This window comes from Tepidisphaeraceae bacterium, from assembly GCA_035998445.1.
In the GTDB taxonomy this organism is placed as follows: domain Bacteria; phylum Planctomycetota; class Phycisphaerae; order Tepidisphaerales; family Tepidisphaeraceae; genus DASYHQ01.
In genome coordinates, this window is the sequence record DASYHQ010000026.1 from 117997 (window position 1) to 135983 (window position 17987).

The 17987-nt window shown below is 65.2% G+C and carries 11 protein-coding genes; 4 read left to right on the plus strand and 7 right to left on the minus strand.

Annotated features, from left to right (window positions below):
- Nucleotide 1: 1 nt before the first annotated feature.
- The 4 genes from VGN72_11450 to VGN72_11465 all read right to left on the minus strand — a co-directional run bounded on the left by VGN72_11450 (nucleotide 2) and on the right by VGN72_11465 (nucleotide 7682).
- Nucleotides 2-1510 carry an oligosaccharide flippase family protein gene (locus VGN72_11450; protein HEV7299971.1) on the minus strand — a complete coding sequence of 503 codons (1509 nt, stop codon included), beginning with the start codon at nucleotides 1508-1510 and terminating at the stop codon, nucleotides 2-4.
- 86 nt (nucleotides 1511-1596) lie between these two features.
- A complete protein-coding gene (wbaP, locus tag VGN72_11455) occupies nucleotides 1597-3162 on the minus strand; it encodes an undecaprenyl-phosphate galactose phosphotransferase WbaP (GenBank protein ID HEV7299972.1) in 1566 nt (521 codons plus the stop codon).
- 63 nt (nucleotides 3163-3225) lie between these two features.
- Nucleotides 3226-5514 (minus strand): polysaccharide biosynthesis tyrosine autokinase, encoded by a 2289-nt coding sequence (locus tag VGN72_11460; GenBank protein ID HEV7299973.1) that lies wholly within the window; start codon nucleotides 5512-5514, stop codon nucleotides 3226-3228.
- A gap of 422 nt (nucleotides 5515-5936) precedes the next feature.
- A complete protein-coding gene (locus VGN72_11465; GenBank protein ID HEV7299974.1) occupies nucleotides 5937-7682 on the minus strand; it encodes a glycoside hydrolase family 9 protein in 1746 nt (581 codons plus the stop codon).
- Between the two features lie 466 nt (nucleotides 7683-8148).
- Between VGN72_11465 and VGN72_11470 the strand changes: the two genes are divergently transcribed.
- Nucleotides 8149-10200, plus strand: a complete 2052-nt coding sequence (locus tag VGN72_11470) for an ABC transporter ATP-binding protein (protein ID HEV7299975.1) — start codon at nucleotides 8149-8151, stop codon at nucleotides 10198-10200.
- A 499-nt stretch (nucleotides 10201-10699) separates the two neighbouring features.
- Here VGN72_11470 and VGN72_11475 read toward each other — a convergent pair whose 3' ends face one another.
- Complete coding sequence (locus tag VGN72_11475; GenBank protein HEV7299976.1) at nucleotides 10700-11155, minus strand: PilZ domain-containing protein; 456 nt, start codon at nucleotides 11153-11155, stop codon at nucleotides 10700-10702.
- Nucleotides 11156-11178: 23 nt separating this feature from the next.
- A complete protein-coding gene (locus VGN72_11480; GenBank protein HEV7299977.1) occupies nucleotides 11179-12399 on the minus strand; it encodes a TonB-dependent receptor in 1221 nt (406 codons plus the stop codon).
- A gap of 641 nt (nucleotides 12400-13040) precedes the next feature.
- Between VGN72_11480 and VGN72_11485 the strand changes: the two genes are divergently transcribed.
- The 3 genes from VGN72_11485 to VGN72_11495 all read left to right on the plus strand — a co-directional run bounded on the left by VGN72_11485 (nucleotide 13041) and on the right by VGN72_11495 (nucleotide 17006).
- Complete coding sequence (locus VGN72_11485) at nucleotides 13041-14099, plus strand: class I SAM-dependent methyltransferase (GenBank protein ID HEV7299978.1); 1059 nt, start codon at nucleotides 13041-13043, stop codon at nucleotides 14097-14099.
- A gap of 301 nt (nucleotides 14100-14400) precedes the next feature.
- On the plus strand, nucleotides 14401-15792 hold the full coding sequence (locus tag VGN72_11490; GenBank protein HEV7299979.1) for an ATP-binding protein: 1392 nt from the start codon (nucleotides 14401-14403) through the stop codon (nucleotides 15790-15792).
- On the plus strand, nucleotides 15789-17006 hold the full coding sequence (locus VGN72_11495; protein ID HEV7299980.1) for a hybrid sensor histidine kinase/response regulator: 1218 nt from the start codon (nucleotides 15789-15791) through the stop codon (nucleotides 17004-17006). The genes VGN72_11490 and VGN72_11495 overlap by 4 nt, the downstream gene beginning before the upstream one ends.
- Here VGN72_11495 and VGN72_11500 read toward each other — a convergent pair.
- On the minus strand, nucleotides 16999-17985 hold the full coding sequence (locus VGN72_11500; protein ID HEV7299981.1) for a hypothetical protein: 987 nt from the start codon (nucleotides 17983-17985) through the stop codon (nucleotides 16999-17001). The two genes, VGN72_11495 and VGN72_11500, sit on opposite strands and share 8 nt — an antisense overlap.
- Between the last annotated feature and the right edge of the window lie 2 nt (nucleotides 17986-17987).

The following is a 17987-nucleotide window of genomic DNA, read 5'->3' on the forward strand; positions in this document are numbered from 1 at the left end:
CTTACGCCTGCCTCGTCTCGACCAGATGCACCGCAACGTCACCATCGCAATGACCGCTCGACTTCAGATCGACCTCAACGCCCAGGTACTTTTGCGCGATCGCGTCGCGAAGCCCGAGGAAGTTGCTGCCGATCAAGACCACTCCGTACACCCCAATGCCCACCGCGATCTGGGTGGCCACCATGGCCGGGGTGATCGCATCGCGGAACGGCCACAGCACCATTGCCATAACCCCGCACGCCAGCACGACCTGCGCACACGCCTTCAGCGGGAACGGCAATGCGAAATGCCGCCGGCCGAAGTACGCCGTCAGCCCGATCGACACGACGTAGGCCAGCAGCGTTGCGCCGGCGGCACCTTTGATGCCCCACGTGGGGATCGCGATGACGTTTAAGACGATGTTGACGATCGCAACGAAAAGGACGATCCATACCTGATAGATCGTGCGGTGGGCGAACTGAAACGCAGCGTCGAAGTGGTACGCCTTCAGGCCGCCCAGGAACGCCGCAATCGCGATCAGCGGCATAACGCCAACCGCCGACTCGCGGAAGCGTTCACCGAAAAAGCACGTGGCAATGCCCGGCGTCAGCACGCCGATGCCCACCACGGCCGGCAGCCCCACTGCCATCAGCAGCGAGGCGTTGCTGCGCATCTGGTCCTGCGCGGCGTCGCGCCCCTGCTCTTCCCAGGCACGCACGGCCAGGGGATACATCGCAAGGTTCACCACCATCATGAGCATCGTGAGCGACTGCTCCGTGAAATCGTTCGCGACCGCGTACAGCCCGGCGGCCGACTCGCCGAGGTACCAGCTGATGAGGAAGCGGTCGGAAACGCTGATGACCACCGCCAGAGCGACGGTTAGCGACAAGGGCACGCCGTAGACCGCCAGCCGTTTGAGCATGACGGGGTCGATGGAAAGCCGCACGCCCCGCCAGTCCTGCCTGAAGCCGTAGACGATCGCCAGCAGCATGCCGACCGTTGCGCCTGCCAATGGCCCCCACCAGGTCCAACCGCCCCACACGAACGCCGCGCCGACGAGAACAAAGGCACCGACCCGCATCAGCTGGAACACCATGTTGCGCCACGGCTGGATGACGGCGCGCGAGTACTCGCTGAACAGCTCGAACATCGCCTGCACCGCCAGCACCACCCAGCACGGCAGGATCAGCGATCGCCATTCGCTGCCGATCGGCAGCAGGCAAATGCCGGCCGCAAGCACACCGAGCGCCGCGATCATCAGCAGCGCCACCGAGAGCAGCGTCGACTTCAATCGATGCGGGTCGCCCTTGTACGCCGGCATGTAGCGCATGAGGGACAGGCGCAGCCACTGGAACAACAATGCGTTCAGCAGCCCCACCGTCGCCACGACCAGCGCGTAGCGCCCGTAGTCGGCGGGCTCGAGCAGGCGGGAGAACAGGGGAATCGCGACGAACGCCACGATGCCCGGCAGCCCGCGTGCAATGAGGTAGATGCCCGTATGCGAGAGGAAATGTCGACTGTGCTGCTGCATGGGAGTGTTGACCAACCGAACTCGTCCAAACGATTCGCCGGACCGATTGCGCTAACGACCGGTTGCCCGCCCCCCACCTCTTGCGATCAACAAGCTCCATCACGCTTGGCCAGCGCCACAAACGTCTTGGCGATGATGTAGACGTCCAGCCAGGGCGACCAATGGCGGATGTAGAACTCGTCCAGCCGCACCCGGTCCTCGTACCCAATGCCCGTGCGGCCCGACACTTGCCACAGACCGGTGATGCCCGGCTTCACGGCCGTGTAAAGCCGGAACAGGTCGCCGTACCGATGCACCTCGGCGGTCACGATCGGGCGCGGGCCGACCAAGCTCATGTCGCCCTTCAGCACGTTCCAGATCTGAGGGAGTTCATCCAAGCTGCTGATGCGCAGGAACCGGCCAATGCGGGTAACGCGGGGGTCGTTCACGAGCTTGTGATCGCGCTCCCACTCCGCCTTGGCCGCCGGGTTGCGCGCCAGGTGGTCGCGCAGGATCTGGTCGCCGTTGACCTGCATCGTGCGGAACTTCCAGGCCTTGAACGGCTTGCCGTGGCGCCCGATGCGCGTGTGGCCGAAGAACAGCGGGCCTGCGTCGGTCGACTTCATGACGATAGCGATGAAGACCATGATCGGCAGCGCCATCACCAGCGCGGTCCAGGCGATCACGACGTCCAGCACGCGCTTGGCGCCCTGCAGCGTCGCCAGCAGCAGCGAGTTGCGCACTTCCAGGCCGCTCAACCGGCCACTGTTGCGCGACGCGCCCCAGAGCGCGGGCAGCGTGGACGCGTCGGACCACACGAGCATGTGCGGAATCTGGTCGCCGTAGCGGTCGATCATCTTGCTCATGCGCGAGTTAGAGAACTCCGGCAGCGACACCACCGCATGGCGAATGCCCTGGGCGCGAAGCATCGACTCGAGCGTGGCCGGGTCGTTCACGACGGGCATGATCGACGTGCGGCACTTGCCCTTCGGGTCGGTCAACAGCACCGGACGCAGGCCCGAATACTTCGCCCGCAGCAGCGCGCTCGTGATCGCGGCGACGCTGTCGCCCGTGGCGATGATGAGCGTCGGGAAGCCCCACCACCCCGCGTTGCCCAGCAGCCGGCGGACGAGTACGCGGAACAGCGGCACCAACACCAGCGCGGCGACCCAAGCCACGGCGCACCATAGCGGGAACGGCCAGATCAGCAGGCCGACGGCTGCGCCGGCGAACATGGTCATCGTGGTCACGTACGACAGCTGACGCAGCTCGATCACCGGGTGCACCCAGATCTCCGAGTACAGCCCGCTGATCCAGTACGACACCAGCATCGGCAACAGCGCCAGCGGCGCCGCCAGCCCCACGTACGCTGCCGCCTCGGGCGCAAGCCATGACATCATGGCCTGCGCGATCGACCCGCACGTCGCCAGCGCCAGCGCGTCGGCGCCGATGAACGGCCCGGTGGTGCGAAGGCACCGGCGGAACGTCACCCGCAGCGCCTGCGCGTCGGTGCTGCTCCAGGCCTCGCTCTGCAGCGCGATGCCCGTTGGGTTGCGCGACGCGTCCGAGCTCTCGCGGGCGCGTGCGACGTCGTCCTTGTCGAGGATGCCGTCATCCAGCAGGTCGTCGAAGTCGAGCTCAAGCTCGCTGGCGGTTTCGTATGCGGTGGTCATGTTCGGCTCGGGGTCTCAAGGCAACATCGGTCACGGCCATCCGGCGATTCACGTGGGCGCGGGTCACTGCTGCTGCGAATCGCGCGACCAGTCGGGCTCGTTGATCGTCAGCGCCTGCACCGCGAAGTTCGGTGGCGTCACGTTCGGCGACATCCGGCGGTTCGGGTCGCCGCCGCCGGCCTGTGCCAGCGTCAGCATGCGCTTCGTGTCGCGCTCGTACTGCAGCACGCTGCCGTAGTACTGGCGCGAGTCGCGGTCGCTCGGCACGTCGTTGGCGATCGCGCCCAGCACGTTGGCGCCGACCTTGTCCAGGCCGTCCAGCGCCAGCACGCCCAAGCGGCGCATCGAACGGTTCATGCGCAGCACGACGATCGTCGCGTCGGCCGACGCCGCCAGGATGCGGGCGTCGGTCACGTTCATCAGCGGGGGCGAATCGATGATGATGCGGTCGAACGACTTCGTCAGCGACTGCATCAGCCGGGCAAACTTCTTGCCCGTCAGCAGTTCCGACGGGTTCTCCGGCACCGGGCCGCAGGGCAGCACGTACAGCCCTGGGATCTCGGTCGGGCTGATCGCGTCGCGCAGCTTCGCCTCACCCGCCAGCACGCTCGACACGCCGACCTCGCCGCTGATCTCGAAGATCATGTGCTGCACGGGCTGGCGCAAATCGCAGTCGACGATCAGCGTGCGGTCGCCGGCCTGCGCCAGCGCGATCGCGAGGTTGCTGGCGGTGGTCGACTTGCCGTCACCGGACGCCGGCGAGGCCATCAGGATCGTCTTGGCGCCGCTGGAGCTGCCCAGCTGCAGCAGCGTCCGCACGCCGCGGTACGCCTCGGCCGCGGGGGACCGCATGTCCAGCCGCACGAGCTGGCCACGCGTGACCGGCGAGAACTGCGGGTTGATGCGCGGGATCATCGCGATCACCGGCGTGCCGAGCACGGCCCGGATTTCCTCGGGCGTACGCAACCGGGCGTCCTGCCACTCACGCAGCAGCGCGATGCCGATGCCGATCACCCAGCCGGCCAGTAGCGCGGCGATCAGCGTCATCGTCTTCTTCGGCTTGATCGGACGTGCCGCGGCGCGGGCAGGCTCGATCACCTGCACGCTCAGCGGGCCCACCTCAACGTTATTCACGCGGATCTCGGCGATGCGGCTGTCCAGTAGGTCCAGCTGACGCTGAATGCGGTCGGCCGTAGCCTCCAAGTTACGATGCTCGGTCGCCTCGGGGCTCTGGTCCATTGCCAGGTCCTGCTGCGCCTTCAGCGCCGCGCGGATCTGGCGTTCCTTCTGCTCGGCCGCCGCGAGCTGCGCGGTGACGACCGCCAGGTGACCGTTGGCAATCGAGACCTCCTTGGCGGCCACCAGCTGCTTCAGCGAGTCGACCGTCACCTGCAGCGCCTGCACGCGCTTGTTGTTCTCCCCCTGCAGCGCCATCGCGTTCGACAGGGCCAGCGAGTACTGCACCAGCTGCGAGCGCAGCTCGTTGTACTCGCGGTCGCCGGAGTCGTTGCCCTTTGACTGTTGCGCCTGCACGTGCCCCGACAGCGACGCCGGGCTCGCCATCATCGCCTCGATCGATTCGCGCTGCGTGCGCAGCTCGATCGCGGCCAGTTCGGCTTCGGTCAGCGAGCGGGCGAGCGACGTGATGCGGTCGACGACGGTGTTGCCCCGGTCGGCCTGGAACGACACCACGCCGTTGCGCCGGGTGCTGGTCAACATCTGCTGCAGGATCGCGTCGCGCTTCTGGTGAAGGTCCTCTCGCTCGCGCTGCAGCACGCCCACCATCTCGGTTCCGGTCGAGCGGCGCTGCAGGGCCTGTTCGACGATGTAGGTCTCGACGATGCTGTTGACGATGGCCGCCGCCTCATCGGGGTGGGCCGATTCCATGGTGACGGCGATCACGTCCGCCTTGCGCGCCACCTCGACCGACATCGCGCCCGACGAGCGCAGCCAATCGACCGGGTCGCCCGTGACGTGCGCGAAGGTCTTCAGCTCGGCATACTGCACCTTCTCCAGCGCCCGCGCCAGCACCTGGATGGACTGGAACACGTTCACCTGCGTCTGCAGGTAGTTCTCCGACCGCAACGCCGGGTCGCGGCTCTCGTTGAGCACGCGGGGCGCGTTCTCCTCGACCTGCACGCGGGCCGTGGCGACGTAGACCGGCGTGGCGATCAGCAGGTAGATCGCCGCGAACGCCAGGCAGGCCGCCGTCGTCACCACCAGCACCCAGCGGCGGCGCCACAGCACGTCGATCAACGGTGACGACGTCGCGGCCGCGTCCGCGGCTGCACCGCCACCACCGGCGGTGCCGCGGGCCAGATCCGTGTTCTCGCTGCGAATGGATTGAAGCATCTTCGTTGCGCTCCTAAAGCCCGGTCGCGCCAAATGGCGCGGCCATCCTCGTGCGGGTAGTGCTCGGTTGGTCGTCCCACCCCTGAAGTAGACGCTCACCCTGTGCCCGGAAACCGCCATCACCTATAAGCGCACCTCCCACGCACGAAGCCGTTCGGCTCCAGAACGTAAGACGTCAACCGGTGAAGATGGCGATGCCCGTCCGGCCCCTAGCCCACAGCTTCATACTGTGAGGTAACGGCAGCATCGTCAACAAGATTTGGCCGTGCGCAAGCCGATTCGGCACCAAACCAGGCGGATGGCGTATACAACAAATGACCTAGGGGTCACAGACGGCAAAAGTCCGCGATCTTAACATCGGCAGGCGGCTTATTATCGGGTCGAAGCTGGCGAGCATATGCCTGTAGATCAGTTCGCTCCGCCTACGACTTTGCAGTCGCTAACTCGGCCATCAGCCACATCGTGTAGGCGACCATCGGCGTCCAGTACTCGCTCGTGTTGTAGCTGCCCGACTCCAGCACGACCTCGTCCCGTTTCGAGCCGGCCAGCCCGTTCATCACGCCACCGGGGATGTTCGGCGTTACCGGTTTGAACTCGCTGGTGACGAACAGTTCGGGCTGGCTCCTGCCCACACCGCTGATCGTGCTGGCGCCGAACGGGTTGGTTCCGATAATCCAGTCGAGCTGCCGCTGCGCCAGCGCGATCAATCGCGGCTCTCGCATCAGCCGACCGGCACGGCACAGGCCCACGCCGTTGGAAGCCAGATGCGCGTTGATGCCCACCCACCAGTCGGACGCCGGGTTGCGCTCATCGTGGTCCTGCATGAACCAGCGGTACCAGTACGCGCCCAATCGCCGGTCGCCACCGGGATCGCTACCGCTGTACAGCCCGAACGGGATCGTGCCAAACGCCGACCGGCCGCTCATCGTTTGCAAGTATTCGATGTGCCGCTCGAGCGCGCCGCGCCACAGCGCGGCGTCGCGGTGGTCGGCAAATTCACCGATCGCTTCACAGATCGCCAGCAACGGCAGGTTGCCGTGCATGATCTCGCGCGATGGCTCCGGTTCGTCCGGATGATGCCGGAAGAACCCACGCACCGGCGCAGCGGCGTCATTCACCTGAAGCGCCAGTAGTTGCCGGGTATAACCCGCCGCCAGCGTCTTCAGTCGCGCGCGGGCACTGCGGTCGCCACCGCCGATGTTGATGGCGCGATGAAGTTCGACGCAGGCGATCACCCCCGCCGCCAGCGATACCGCAGTGCGCGGCGTGCGGCGTTCGACGCACCAGTCCAGGCAGCGCATGGCCGAGGCCTCTGCGGCACGCGCGTAGGCGATGTCGGCCTCGCGCAGGTGGCGCACCATCGCCGCCTGCGCCGCGATGAAGTGAAACTGCGCCGGCACCTCGCACGGTTCGACGTGAATAACCCGGTCGTCGGCCGAGCCTTGAAGGTTGTCGGTGAAGTTGTTGCCATCATCCCCACCGCAGTAGTTCATCACGTAGCCCCCCGGCTCCTGCATCTTGCGGAAGTACTGGTTGCCCCAGAGCAGCTCGTCGACGATGGCGGCTCGGTCGACAACTTTGGGGCCGAGGGTGTCCAACACGCGCGACAGGCCGGTCATGCCGTAGATCGTCGCCGTCACCCACTTGCGCACGTCGCAGGCGTCGTGCCAGCCACCGGAGACGTCCTGCCGCTTGCCGTTGTCGCTGCGGCGCCCGTCGTCCAGATGGCATGGCTGGTTGTAGCCCGATCGACTGTCGCCACAACGCTGCACGGCGAAGTAGGCGATGCTCTTGTTGATCGCATCCTGGTACACGTCCGGCCGAACGTCGAACGCGCCCGACGTCACACCACCGGCCTCGATCTCGTAAGTCCCCTGTTGCGCGATTGCGCTGAAATCACCGACAACGTAATCGCCATGATCGCCCTTGAACGGGATCATCTCGCCATTGTGTACCACGTCGCGCAACTCGGAACGGCGCACGGTAAACGGCACCGCGGCACCGCCGGTCATCAGCACGTGTTTTGCGCCGATGGGTGTGAAACCGACATGGTTCAAGAGCAGTTTCCGACGCCGATCATCCACCCCCGCGTACGCCGGTGAACCGGCCAAGGCGAGCGTGGCGAGCCCCAGTCCCTGCTGCAGAAGTCGGCGGCGCGTGGGTGACATGACGCGGCATCATAACCGCCAGACAGGTACTTCATGCAGATCCATCATCGTGAGAGGGTGTTAAAAACACGGCTGCGGTTGCATTGGCCGTGGCATGGGCGTCTCGCCCATGCTTGTGGACTGGAATGAGAAGCTTCATTTGTTGGCTGCTGCGCCGACCGAGCCGCTGCAACCAATCCTGTCTTCCGGCCTCACTACAAGCATGGGCGGGACGCCCATGCCACGGTCGGAGCGGACGCGGCGTTGCGCTTTAACATCCTCTGAGGCACTCCGAAGGATCTCTTCCTGCCGGGATACGGGGAGATCCTTCGAAGTACCTCAGGATGAAGATTGGCGGCGGCGGCGAGGTCGCGCAACGTACGCACACAGCAAACTTTGGCCCACCTCGTGCATCGCGTGGCGTGCGTGCCTAAGATTCACCCGCTGCACGTCGTACGTCACATTACGGCCGAGATGGTAACGCCCTATGAATTTGTCCTCCCGTTCCAGCCGCCAACGCTACCGAGAGTATCGCACCACGCTGAAGGAACGCCGTAAGGAGGCTCCCGGTTCTACCGGACAGCGCACCGACGGCAACGGCTTGGGGCGGCCGCAGGTCGACCCCAAATACCGCGGGCCGCGCACCCGCACGTTCGTGAAGCTGTTTCGCGAGTTCTGGGGATTGCTGGACGGGTTCCACGGCACGCTGTTCTTCGCGCTGGGACTGCTCGCCATCTCGACGCTGCTCGGGCTGCTGCCGCTGTACGGCACGAAGATCGTCTTCGACAGCGTGCTGCGCGAAGACCCCCTGCCCACCGGCCTGCCCAGTTGGGTGCCGCTGCCCACCAACCCCCGGCAGCTGCTGACGGTGGTAGCGGTGGGCATGGTCACGATCGCGGCGTTGGCCGAGCTGTGCGGCGTCTGGAGCCGCTGGCAGACCACGCGCATGACCAAGCGCGTGCAGGTGTCGGTGCGCAAGCGCGTGTTCGACCACGCGGTGCGCCTGCCGTTGCATCGCGTGTACGACCTGAAGTCGGGTGGCGTCGCCTCGATCCTGCGCGAGGACGCCGGCGGCGTGGCCGACCTGATCTTCTCGATGCTCTACAACCCCTGGCGGGCGATCATCCAACTGATCGGCAGCCTCGTGATCCTGGCGTTCGTCGATTGGCGGTTGCTGCTGGGGTCGCTGCTGCTATTGCCCACCGTCTGGCTGACGCACCGCACTTGGATCGGGCGCATCCGACCAATCTTCCGCGATATCCGCTCGACGCGCCAGCGCATCGATTCCCACGCCACCGAGGCGTTCGGTGGCATGCGCGTCGTGCGCTCCTTCTCGCGCCAACAGGCCGAGGCCGCGACCTTCACGCGCAACGGTCACCTGATGGCGCGGCAGGAGATCTTCGCGTGGTGGTGGATGCGCGGCGTCGACGTCGCCTGGTCGGTCCTCATCCCGTTCGCGTCGGCGCTGCTGCTGTTCTGGGGTGGCAATCGGGTGCTGGGCGACATGGAGAAGTTGCGCACCGGCGCCATCACCGCGCAACAGGCGCTTACCGTCGGCGACCTCGTGATGTTCCTGGCCTACCTGGGCGCCCTGCTCGGGCCCATTGCTGCGCTGGCGGGCAGCGCGACGGCGCTGCAGAACAACCTGTCGGGCCTCGATCGCGTGCTCGACCTGCTCGGTGAACCTTTAGAGATGCCCGACAAACCCGGCGCGCGCGTCGTCAGTCACGACACGGTGACCGGTCACCTTGCGATGCGCAACGTCTCGTTCAAGTACGCCGGCGTCGAGGCGCCGGTGCTGCAGGACATCAATCTCGACGTGCGGCCGGGCGAGATGATCGCGCTGGTCGGTCCCAGTGGCGCTGGCAAGACCACGCTCTGCAACCTCGTCGCCCGCTTCTACGACCCCACGAGCGGTTCAGTAATGCTGGACGGCGTGGATTTGCGCGACATCAGCGCCGACAGCTACCGGCGCCTGCTGGGCATCGTGGAACAGGACACCTTCCTGTTCGACGGCACGATTGCCGCCAACATCGCCTACGGCCGGCGCGGGGCGACGATCGAAGAGATCCAGCGGGCCGCGAGACTGGCCAACGCACACGAGTTCATCGAGAAGCTGCCCGATGGGTACGAGTCGCTCATCGGTGAGCGCGGCGTGAAACTATCGGGTGGCCAGCGTCAGCGGTTGACCATCGCCCGTGCCATCTTGGCCGACCCGCGCATCCTCATCCTCGATGAGGCCACGAGCAACCTCGACACCGAATCGGAGCGATTGATCCAAGGCAGCCTGCAGGCCCTGATGGCGGGACGGACCAGCTTCGTCATCGCACACCGGCTGAGCACGGTGGCGCACGCGAACCGCATCCTGGTGCTGGAGAACGGCCGGATCATCGAGCAGGGACGTCACGAGGAGCTGATGCAGGCCAGCGGGCGTTACCGCGAGATGGTCGACCTGCAAACCAGCCCACCAGCCACCACCGTCGTAGAAACCAAAGGCGACGTGTCGGCGATCGGAACGTTTTCGCGGGACGAGTTTTAGGTTGGTCGCAAAAAAACGTCGCCGACAGGACGTTCGTCCCGACGGCGACGTTGTACTTGTCACAGTTACCCGAATCGGCCGTTCGGCCTACCTGGCGCGCGTGGAAACGTCGCGCCGCGGGGTGTTGCCACGAGCCGAGTGCTTCACGTTTGTGGTGTAGGTGGGGTTCGTGTCGCGGCGATCGCCACGGTGCTTGGTCATGGTCTTACCGGGTCCGGGACGGCTCGCTTCCGTTCTGGCCACTTGCGGGACCATAGGACTGGTGGGCGAAGCGGCTGGGATATCCGAGATCTGACTACGGCCGCGCTGTTTACGATCCTTGTCGCCGTGCATTCCTTTTGCTTTTGCCATAATGCGTCTCCTGGTTCCACCGCGACATCGCGCCACGGGGCTACAGGTACGGTGTGCAAATCCAGTACCGCCGACGATGACTGGCGGATGAACTGCACCGATAATTTTGCGGCGTGCGGTAAGGCGAGCGGATCGCGTGTTTAAAAGTTTACTCGGGCAGCGCTTCGATCGTCGGCAGAGCCAAAAGTGCCTCGTAGATCCGGTCGGCCGCGCCGTCGCGGTCCTCGTTGCCGACCACATGGCTGAAGGCGGCGCCAATGTGATGGCCACCGTCGCACGGCTCGCAGTGTTTCACCGCGTACACCGCCAGCGCGACGGTCGCGAGCTTCAGCTTCAGGAAGAAATGCGTTCCCGGCGCCAACGGATGATCCATCCACAGCCCGACGCCATGAAGCGAACAGTCGGTCATGGTGGCGTGCTCGAACCCGTCATACAGGCCAGGACCGAACGGCATCACCACCACTGCCCTCCGCGCGGCACGCGCCTCGGCGCGTCGATCGCTGACCGCCGCCGCCGGCACAGCGCCGGGGTTGGTTACCGGCCGAGCGGGAGCGTTGGCGGAAGTCCGATCGATTGAGGGCACGGGGGTGCTGGTGGTCTTCATGTACGTCCTGCTCCGTCAGCGAACTACAGCTTCAGCGAGAACGTCGCCATCAGGCCGAACATCTCGTTCTCCCAGCGCCCGTCGACCAGTGGCGAGTACACGCTGCCCGAGACCTCGTGGCTCTCGCGGTGGATGTACTGTCCGGCCAGGTTGATGCCCCAGCGCTCCGTGCCGTAACCGACGCCAAGGCTGAACAGGTGATAGTTCGAGTCCGGGATGATCGGGGAGAACGTCGCGTCCGGCACGGCGTTTTCGCTGTAGGCGTAGCCGGCGCGCAGCGTCCAGTTGGTGTTCACCTGATATTCGGTGCCAAAGCGGTACGTGAAGCCACTGTCCCAGTCGGCCGGCATCGCCTGGTTGTCGAACGCCGCGTTCGACGACGAGAAGGACAGCTGGTCGACCGTGTCCCAATCCGTCCAGACCACGTCCAGCTCAAGCTTCAACCGCTCGACCGGCCGGAAGGCGTAACCAACGCCGATGCTCTGCGGAAAGTCCAGCTTCGCCTTCGTTTCGCTCGGGCCCGCGACGGCGTTGCCCGCGACTTCGACCGAGGCGTCGCCTTCGAATTCCATGTTGAACGGCGAGCGGTAGTAGGCGCCGATCGCGTGGCGCTTGTTGATCTTCCACAGCATGCCCGGCGTCACGCCGAACGCGAACGCCTCACCGTCGTAGTCGAACTGGCCTTCCGGCACCGGTGGCGCCGCGACGATCGCGTTGCGCGTTAGGTTCAACCGACCGTAGTAGATGTTCAGCGCCACGCCGGCGGAGAACTGAGGGGTGAACTGGTAGGCGACGGTGGGCGCAATGTTGATCAGCGCCAGCTGCGCCTCGTTGACGATCAGGCGCAGCGAGCCGTCGTCGTCCCAGTCTTCGTTGAGACCGAAAACGTTGTTCACGCCAAGGCCGAAGCGCCACTTCTCGGTGCCGAAGTCGCTGGCGATGTACAGGTGCGGCAGGACGGTGTTCTTCTGCATCTGCTCTTCGGGGCCCGTATCGCGCGTCAGCGTGAACTCGGCGTTCAGCAGGTAGGCGCCCGCCTCGATCTGCGTGCCCTTCAACTGCGTGAGGCCCGCCGGGTTGTAGTAGATCGCCGACGCGTCGTCCGCCTGCGCGGTGAACGCATCCGCCTGGCCCGCGGCCCGGGCGCCTTGCATCGGCACCTCGATGCCACCGCCGTGCGATGCTTGGACCACGACCAGGGAGAAACCAATCGCACCGAGAATGAATCGTCGATCAACTCGCATCGCACACACTCCATTGCTTTTCATTCGCCCGCGGACGATGCCCTGCCTTCAGGGTGTTCGGAACCGCCGACCTCGGCTTCATCGGCAGTTGAGCGGGACGACATTTCCGATTGCGCTGATATTTCCACTTGCCGGACGTGAACGGGATGGAGGGAACAGCGCACAACGTACGCGCGCGGACGCGGCTATGCACAGAGTTATCAACAGGTGGGAAGTACCGACAGATCCGATAATGTCGACGGAAACGGTCACACGATTGCGGTTTTATGTGTTCGTGGACAAAACATGACCGCGCGCAGAAAATTTTCTTTTTTGAGCGTGGCGAAGCAATTAGGATGCGTACTGAGCAGGGATAAAACCAGTTGCAAGCGGGTTTACTCGGACCGTGCTAAACCTTTCATTTGCAGCGTAAATTGTCCCTCGACCGACAACGGGCAAGTTTGAAACAACCAGTCGTGCAGGCGCCACATTATGGTCGATGTTCGACCCCACGTGGTCTAGATCTGCGATGCGCGCAACGGACGTCGCCACCGGGATGGGCCGCGGCCCCGTCCGACTCGCGCGTCGCGGGCAACGCTTGCGATGCGCACCCAGAGGCTGCGGCGCCGTCGCCGTCCATTTGTATTGGGAAGGTACTTATCATGGCCAAAGACGATTACAACGCGATTTCGGCGGCGACGCTCCTGCGCGAGCCCCTGGCGCTCGGCCTGGGTCAGGCACGGACGGCCGAGTGGAGCGCGCTGATCGAGCGCCCCGCACAGTGGAACGTCGCCAGCGTCGTCACCGCGACCATGCTCGATCGCGTGCACGCTCGTTTACAGGGCTCGATCGACGAGGTCGGCCCCGCCATGCAAGACTTACTATCCGTTCTCTGGTCGGTCAAATCCGCCAGCGATGCGGACGTCTGGGCACGCATTTGCCAGCAGTGCCTGGACCACCCCGTGCGGCAGCTGATTCATCAGGACCCCTTCGCCGCCCGCTGCTTTAACAAGCCGCGCGGTTATGCCGGTGACGCGGTCCTTATCGATTTCCTGTACACGCGCAGCTGCCGGATGTCCGAGGCGGACGACGTGTCGCCCCTGGGCGAGCGCATCTTCGAGTACACCCGCGACATCTCCGCCGGTCATGCCGTTCGCCGGCGCCGCGATCTGATGGCGACCATCCTGAACGACCTGTGTGCCACCACCGCCAGCCCGCACGTGCTGTCGGTGGCCTGCGGTCACCTGCGCGAGGCGTCGCTCTCCAGCGCCGTGCTGGCAGGCAAGACCGGCCGCTTCGTCGCGCTAGACCAGGACGAGCTAAGCCTGCAGTTGGTCGATCGCGAGGTCGGCCGGCTCGGTGTCACGACGGTCTGCAGTTCCATCCGCGCCATGTTCCGTGGCCCGCTGGCCAGCGAGAAGTTCGACCTGATCTACAGCACCGGCCTCTACGACTACCTCGACGACCGCATCGCCGGCAAGCTGACCCAGCGCATGTTCGAGATGCTGAACCCCGGCGGCCGCCTCGTCGTGGCCAACTTCGCGCCGGAAACGACCTGCGCCGCCTACATGGACGCCCTGCTCGACTGGAAGCTGATCTACCGCAACGCCGACCAGATGATGGCCCTGGCTGCGACGATTCCCCAAGCGGAAACGCTCGCCCGCAAGGCGTACATCGAAGAGAACGAGAACATCGTCTTCCTGGACATCTGCAAGGCGTAGCCTCAACACGCGCCACAATTCAGTCGATGACAGGCGGAAGGTCCGGATAACTCAGGACCTTCCGCCTCGTTGTTGGCGTTCGTAACGCGCAGGATGGCCGCTCGCATTGCTGACGCGCGCCTGCGGCCGTCGTCGTTCACGCGGCCACTTTTTGGGCGCAATCCCCTCCCAAACATCCCGACCGAACTAGCCGATAGGTGATGTAGCCAACGCATGCGCGGCAACGGTCGCGGTGCGTTTGTGAGACGGCGTGCGCGCAACAGGGGGAGATTTTCTGTCAACGTGGAACGATCCGGGACGCATGAGCGATTCATCCCCGAGCCAACCGCTGCCGACCGCGCTCGTCCAAGCGTACAAGGAGTTCTACGTCGGTCTGCGCATCCGGCAGGCGAAGATCTGCTTCCCGCTGGCGGTGTTTCTCGTGCCGGCGTGCGTGGGGCTGGACTACTTCGTCTACCCGGACCTGGCGTGGCCGTTCTTCAAGGTGCGGCTGCTCTGTTCGCTGGCGATGCTGCCGTTCCTGATCTCGTTGTTCAAGAGTTGGGGGCAGCGGAACGTCCGGTGGATCGACAGCATGCCGCTGATCCTGTCGGCGTTCTCGATCTCGTGGATGATCTACGCCACCGAGGGCGCGCACTCGCCCTACTACGCCGGCCTGAACATCGTGATGGCCGCGGCCATCCTGCTCGTGCCGTACACGTTGGCCGAAGCATTGGGCATCTGCGGGTTCGTCGTCAGCTCGTACGTGGCCGCGTGCACGCTGCACCACGTGGTGCCGATGACGGCGGGCGTCGAGGCGCCGCCGTTGAACGTCAGCATCGTCGTCAACAACTTCTACTTCCTGGTGATGACGGCAATGATCGCGATGACCTCCAACCACTTCAACGCCCGCCGGCGGTTCCAAGAGTTCCGGCTGCGCTACGAGTTGGACCAGAACAACGTCGAACTGGCGACCACCGTGCGCAAGCTGAAGGAGACCGAGGTCCAGCTGGTGCAGTCCGAAAAGATGAACGCGCTCGGCAAGCTGTCGGCCGGCCTGCTGCACGAGATCAACAACCCGCTGAACTTCACCTTCATGGCCTTGGAATGCGCCGAGCAAGAGGTCGGCGACAACGAGAGTCTGAAGGAGACGCTGACGGACATCGGCCAGGGCATGGGCCGCATTCGCAGCGTGATCGCCGACCTGCGCGCGTTCGCCTACCCATCGAAGCTGACCGACGAGCACGAGTTCAGCCTGGAAGAGGCGTTGACGACCGCCGGCCGGCTGACCGCGCAGGAACTAAAGGACATCCCGATCGACGGCTCGGCGGTCGTCGGCGTAAACGCGCTGGGCGCCAAGACGCAGGTCATGCACGTCTTCATGAACCTGCTGATCAACGCCGCCCACGCTATTCGCGCCAAGGGCCCGCTGAACAACCCGCAGATCACCATCACCGCCACTGCGCGCAACGGGCGGCTGGCGGTGTCGGTGCGCGACAACGGCACGGGCGTGTCCAAGGCTGACATGCCCCGCGTGTTCGAGCCGTTCTTCACGACGAAGCAGCCCGGCGAGGGCACCGGCCTCGGGTTGAGCATCTGCCAGACGATCATCGAGAACCACGGCGGATCGATATCCGTCGCCAGCGAAGTGGGCCAGTGGACCGAGGTCACGTTCGACCTCGGCCTGGCCGCTGCACGGAAGGAAGCGGCATGACCGAGACATCCAAATACGCCAAGTTCGCCGTGCTCTACGTCGACGACGAAGAGCAGGCCCTGAAGTACTTCCAGAAGGGCATCGGCCGCGACTTCCAGGCGCTGACCGCCAACAGCGTCGAAGCCGCGCTGGCGATCCTCGAGCGCGACCACCACAAGATCGCCGTCGTGCTGAGCGACCAGCGCATGCCCCGGCAGTGCGGCACCGAACTGCTGAAGGAGGTCTGCACGCGCTGGCCGCACATCATGCGCATCCTCGTCACCGCATACTCCGAGCTCGACAGCGCGATCGAGGCCGTGAACGGTGGCGCGATCTACAAGTACCTCACCAAGCCGGTCGAGTTCGCGAAGATGCGCGAGGTGCTCAAGAGCGCGCTCGACGTCTTCCTGGAGCGCGGCGAGCGCGACCAGCTGCTGCAGATCAAGATGAGCAGCCTGCGCCGTATGGTCGTCGAGGACCGCGTGCGCAGCCTGAACAACCTCACGTTCGGCCTCACGCATCACCTGCGCAATTCCGTGACGGCCATGGGCTGCTTCCTGGAAGAGTTCGACCCGGCCAACACGGGTCCGGCGCCGATGTCGACACCCGAGAGCGCCGAGTGTGCCCGACAGCTCTGGGCGCTGGCCGTCGACGAGCGCGATCGGTTGATTCAGATGCTCGAGCAGTTCCAGCGTGCCGTGATCGACCCCACCTGCGCGTTCAACGATGAACTGCAGCCCGACAAGCTGCTGACCGAAACACTTGCCTCCACGCAACCCAACGTCGCGCCCGACCGCCTGGTCGTGAAGGCCGAGGCCGGACTTGGGACCCTGAAAGGCGACGCGGCGCGCATCACCGATCTGCTCAAGATCCTGGTGACCTACGTCGCGCAGCACGGCAACGCCGCGGGCAAGATCAACGTGACGCTGAGCGCCGCGGCGCCCCACCGTGGCGCACAGGCGGTTCAGATTCGCATTACCGGCGACGGGCCGGCCTGGACGGATCAGGATGTGGCGACGTTCTTCACGCCGTTCGCGTTCCCGAAGAACGACCCCTCGGAGCTCGGCCTTGGCCTGCTCAGCACCTTCTCGATCGCCCAGCAACATGGCGGCGATATCCTCGTCCACCGCAGCGCCCCGCTTGGGCCGGGCTTTGAAGTGCTGCTGCCAGTGAACCCTGCCGAGGTGAAGCGGGCAGACTTGGAACAGAACCTGCTGCAGACGATCTTCACTTGATCGGCGGCGCAACACCCATGGCTGACTCGATCCGGCTGCGCCACGCGTCGGGATCGGCCGGTGCATCGGGTGCGGGCCCCAACTGCAGCAGCGTGAGCGTCTCACGCATTTGCGTCGACTCGCCCGGCCGCACGCTTTTCAGCGCGCCCATTTGCTCGGTCTCGGCCCATGGCGCCTTGGCGTCGCCCGATTGAAAGAACGTGACGTTGGCGCCGTCTTCGGGATAGGCCGCGTTGGCGTCGAAGTCGACCTTGCTAACAAGCGCCCGATCGCCACGCGCGAAGGCGATCCACCCCGTGTCGTTGATCACCCCCACCTTCATCGCCGTGCCCGCCAGCGGCGCGGCCGCGTCGGCGGTCACAGCGTCGCGACCGTACTGCAGGCCGGGTTGCGGCAGCTTCGTCCACCACGAATAGACGAGCCGCCGACGGGCGCGCGGCTTTGTTCCAAAGGGGACGACCATCGTGCCATTACGCGCAAACGCGACCACGCTCCAGGGCGCCACGACGCGCGGCTCGTCACCGACGTTCTGCAAGGCGTAACCCAACGTCAGCTGTGGCCGCTCGCCCCCCGCCAGTTCAACCGCCACCTCGTATCGCAGGCCGGCTGCGGGCGCGAGGCGAACCGTGGCACCGCTGGCGGATCGCTTCAGCACCTCGGCCGGCTGCATGCCGACATCGAACGATGTCGGAACCTGGTCCGGCTCCATGAACGCCAGTCGCACCCCCTTCTGCGCGACGCTGGCGTCGGCCATCAGGGATGTCTCGCCGGTCTTCCGGAATGACAGGACGCGAAACTCCGGCTCAATGGCAACGAAGGCTTCTGTAGATTCAGCGTTGATCCAGAAACCGCGCGAGCCCTCGTGCTCAATCAATTCGGCGACGCGCGTCGTCGCGCCACGGACGACCGGTTGCATGCCGAGCAATGCAACGATCAGCAGGATCAGCACACGCGTTACGCGATTTTCGATTAGCGTCATTC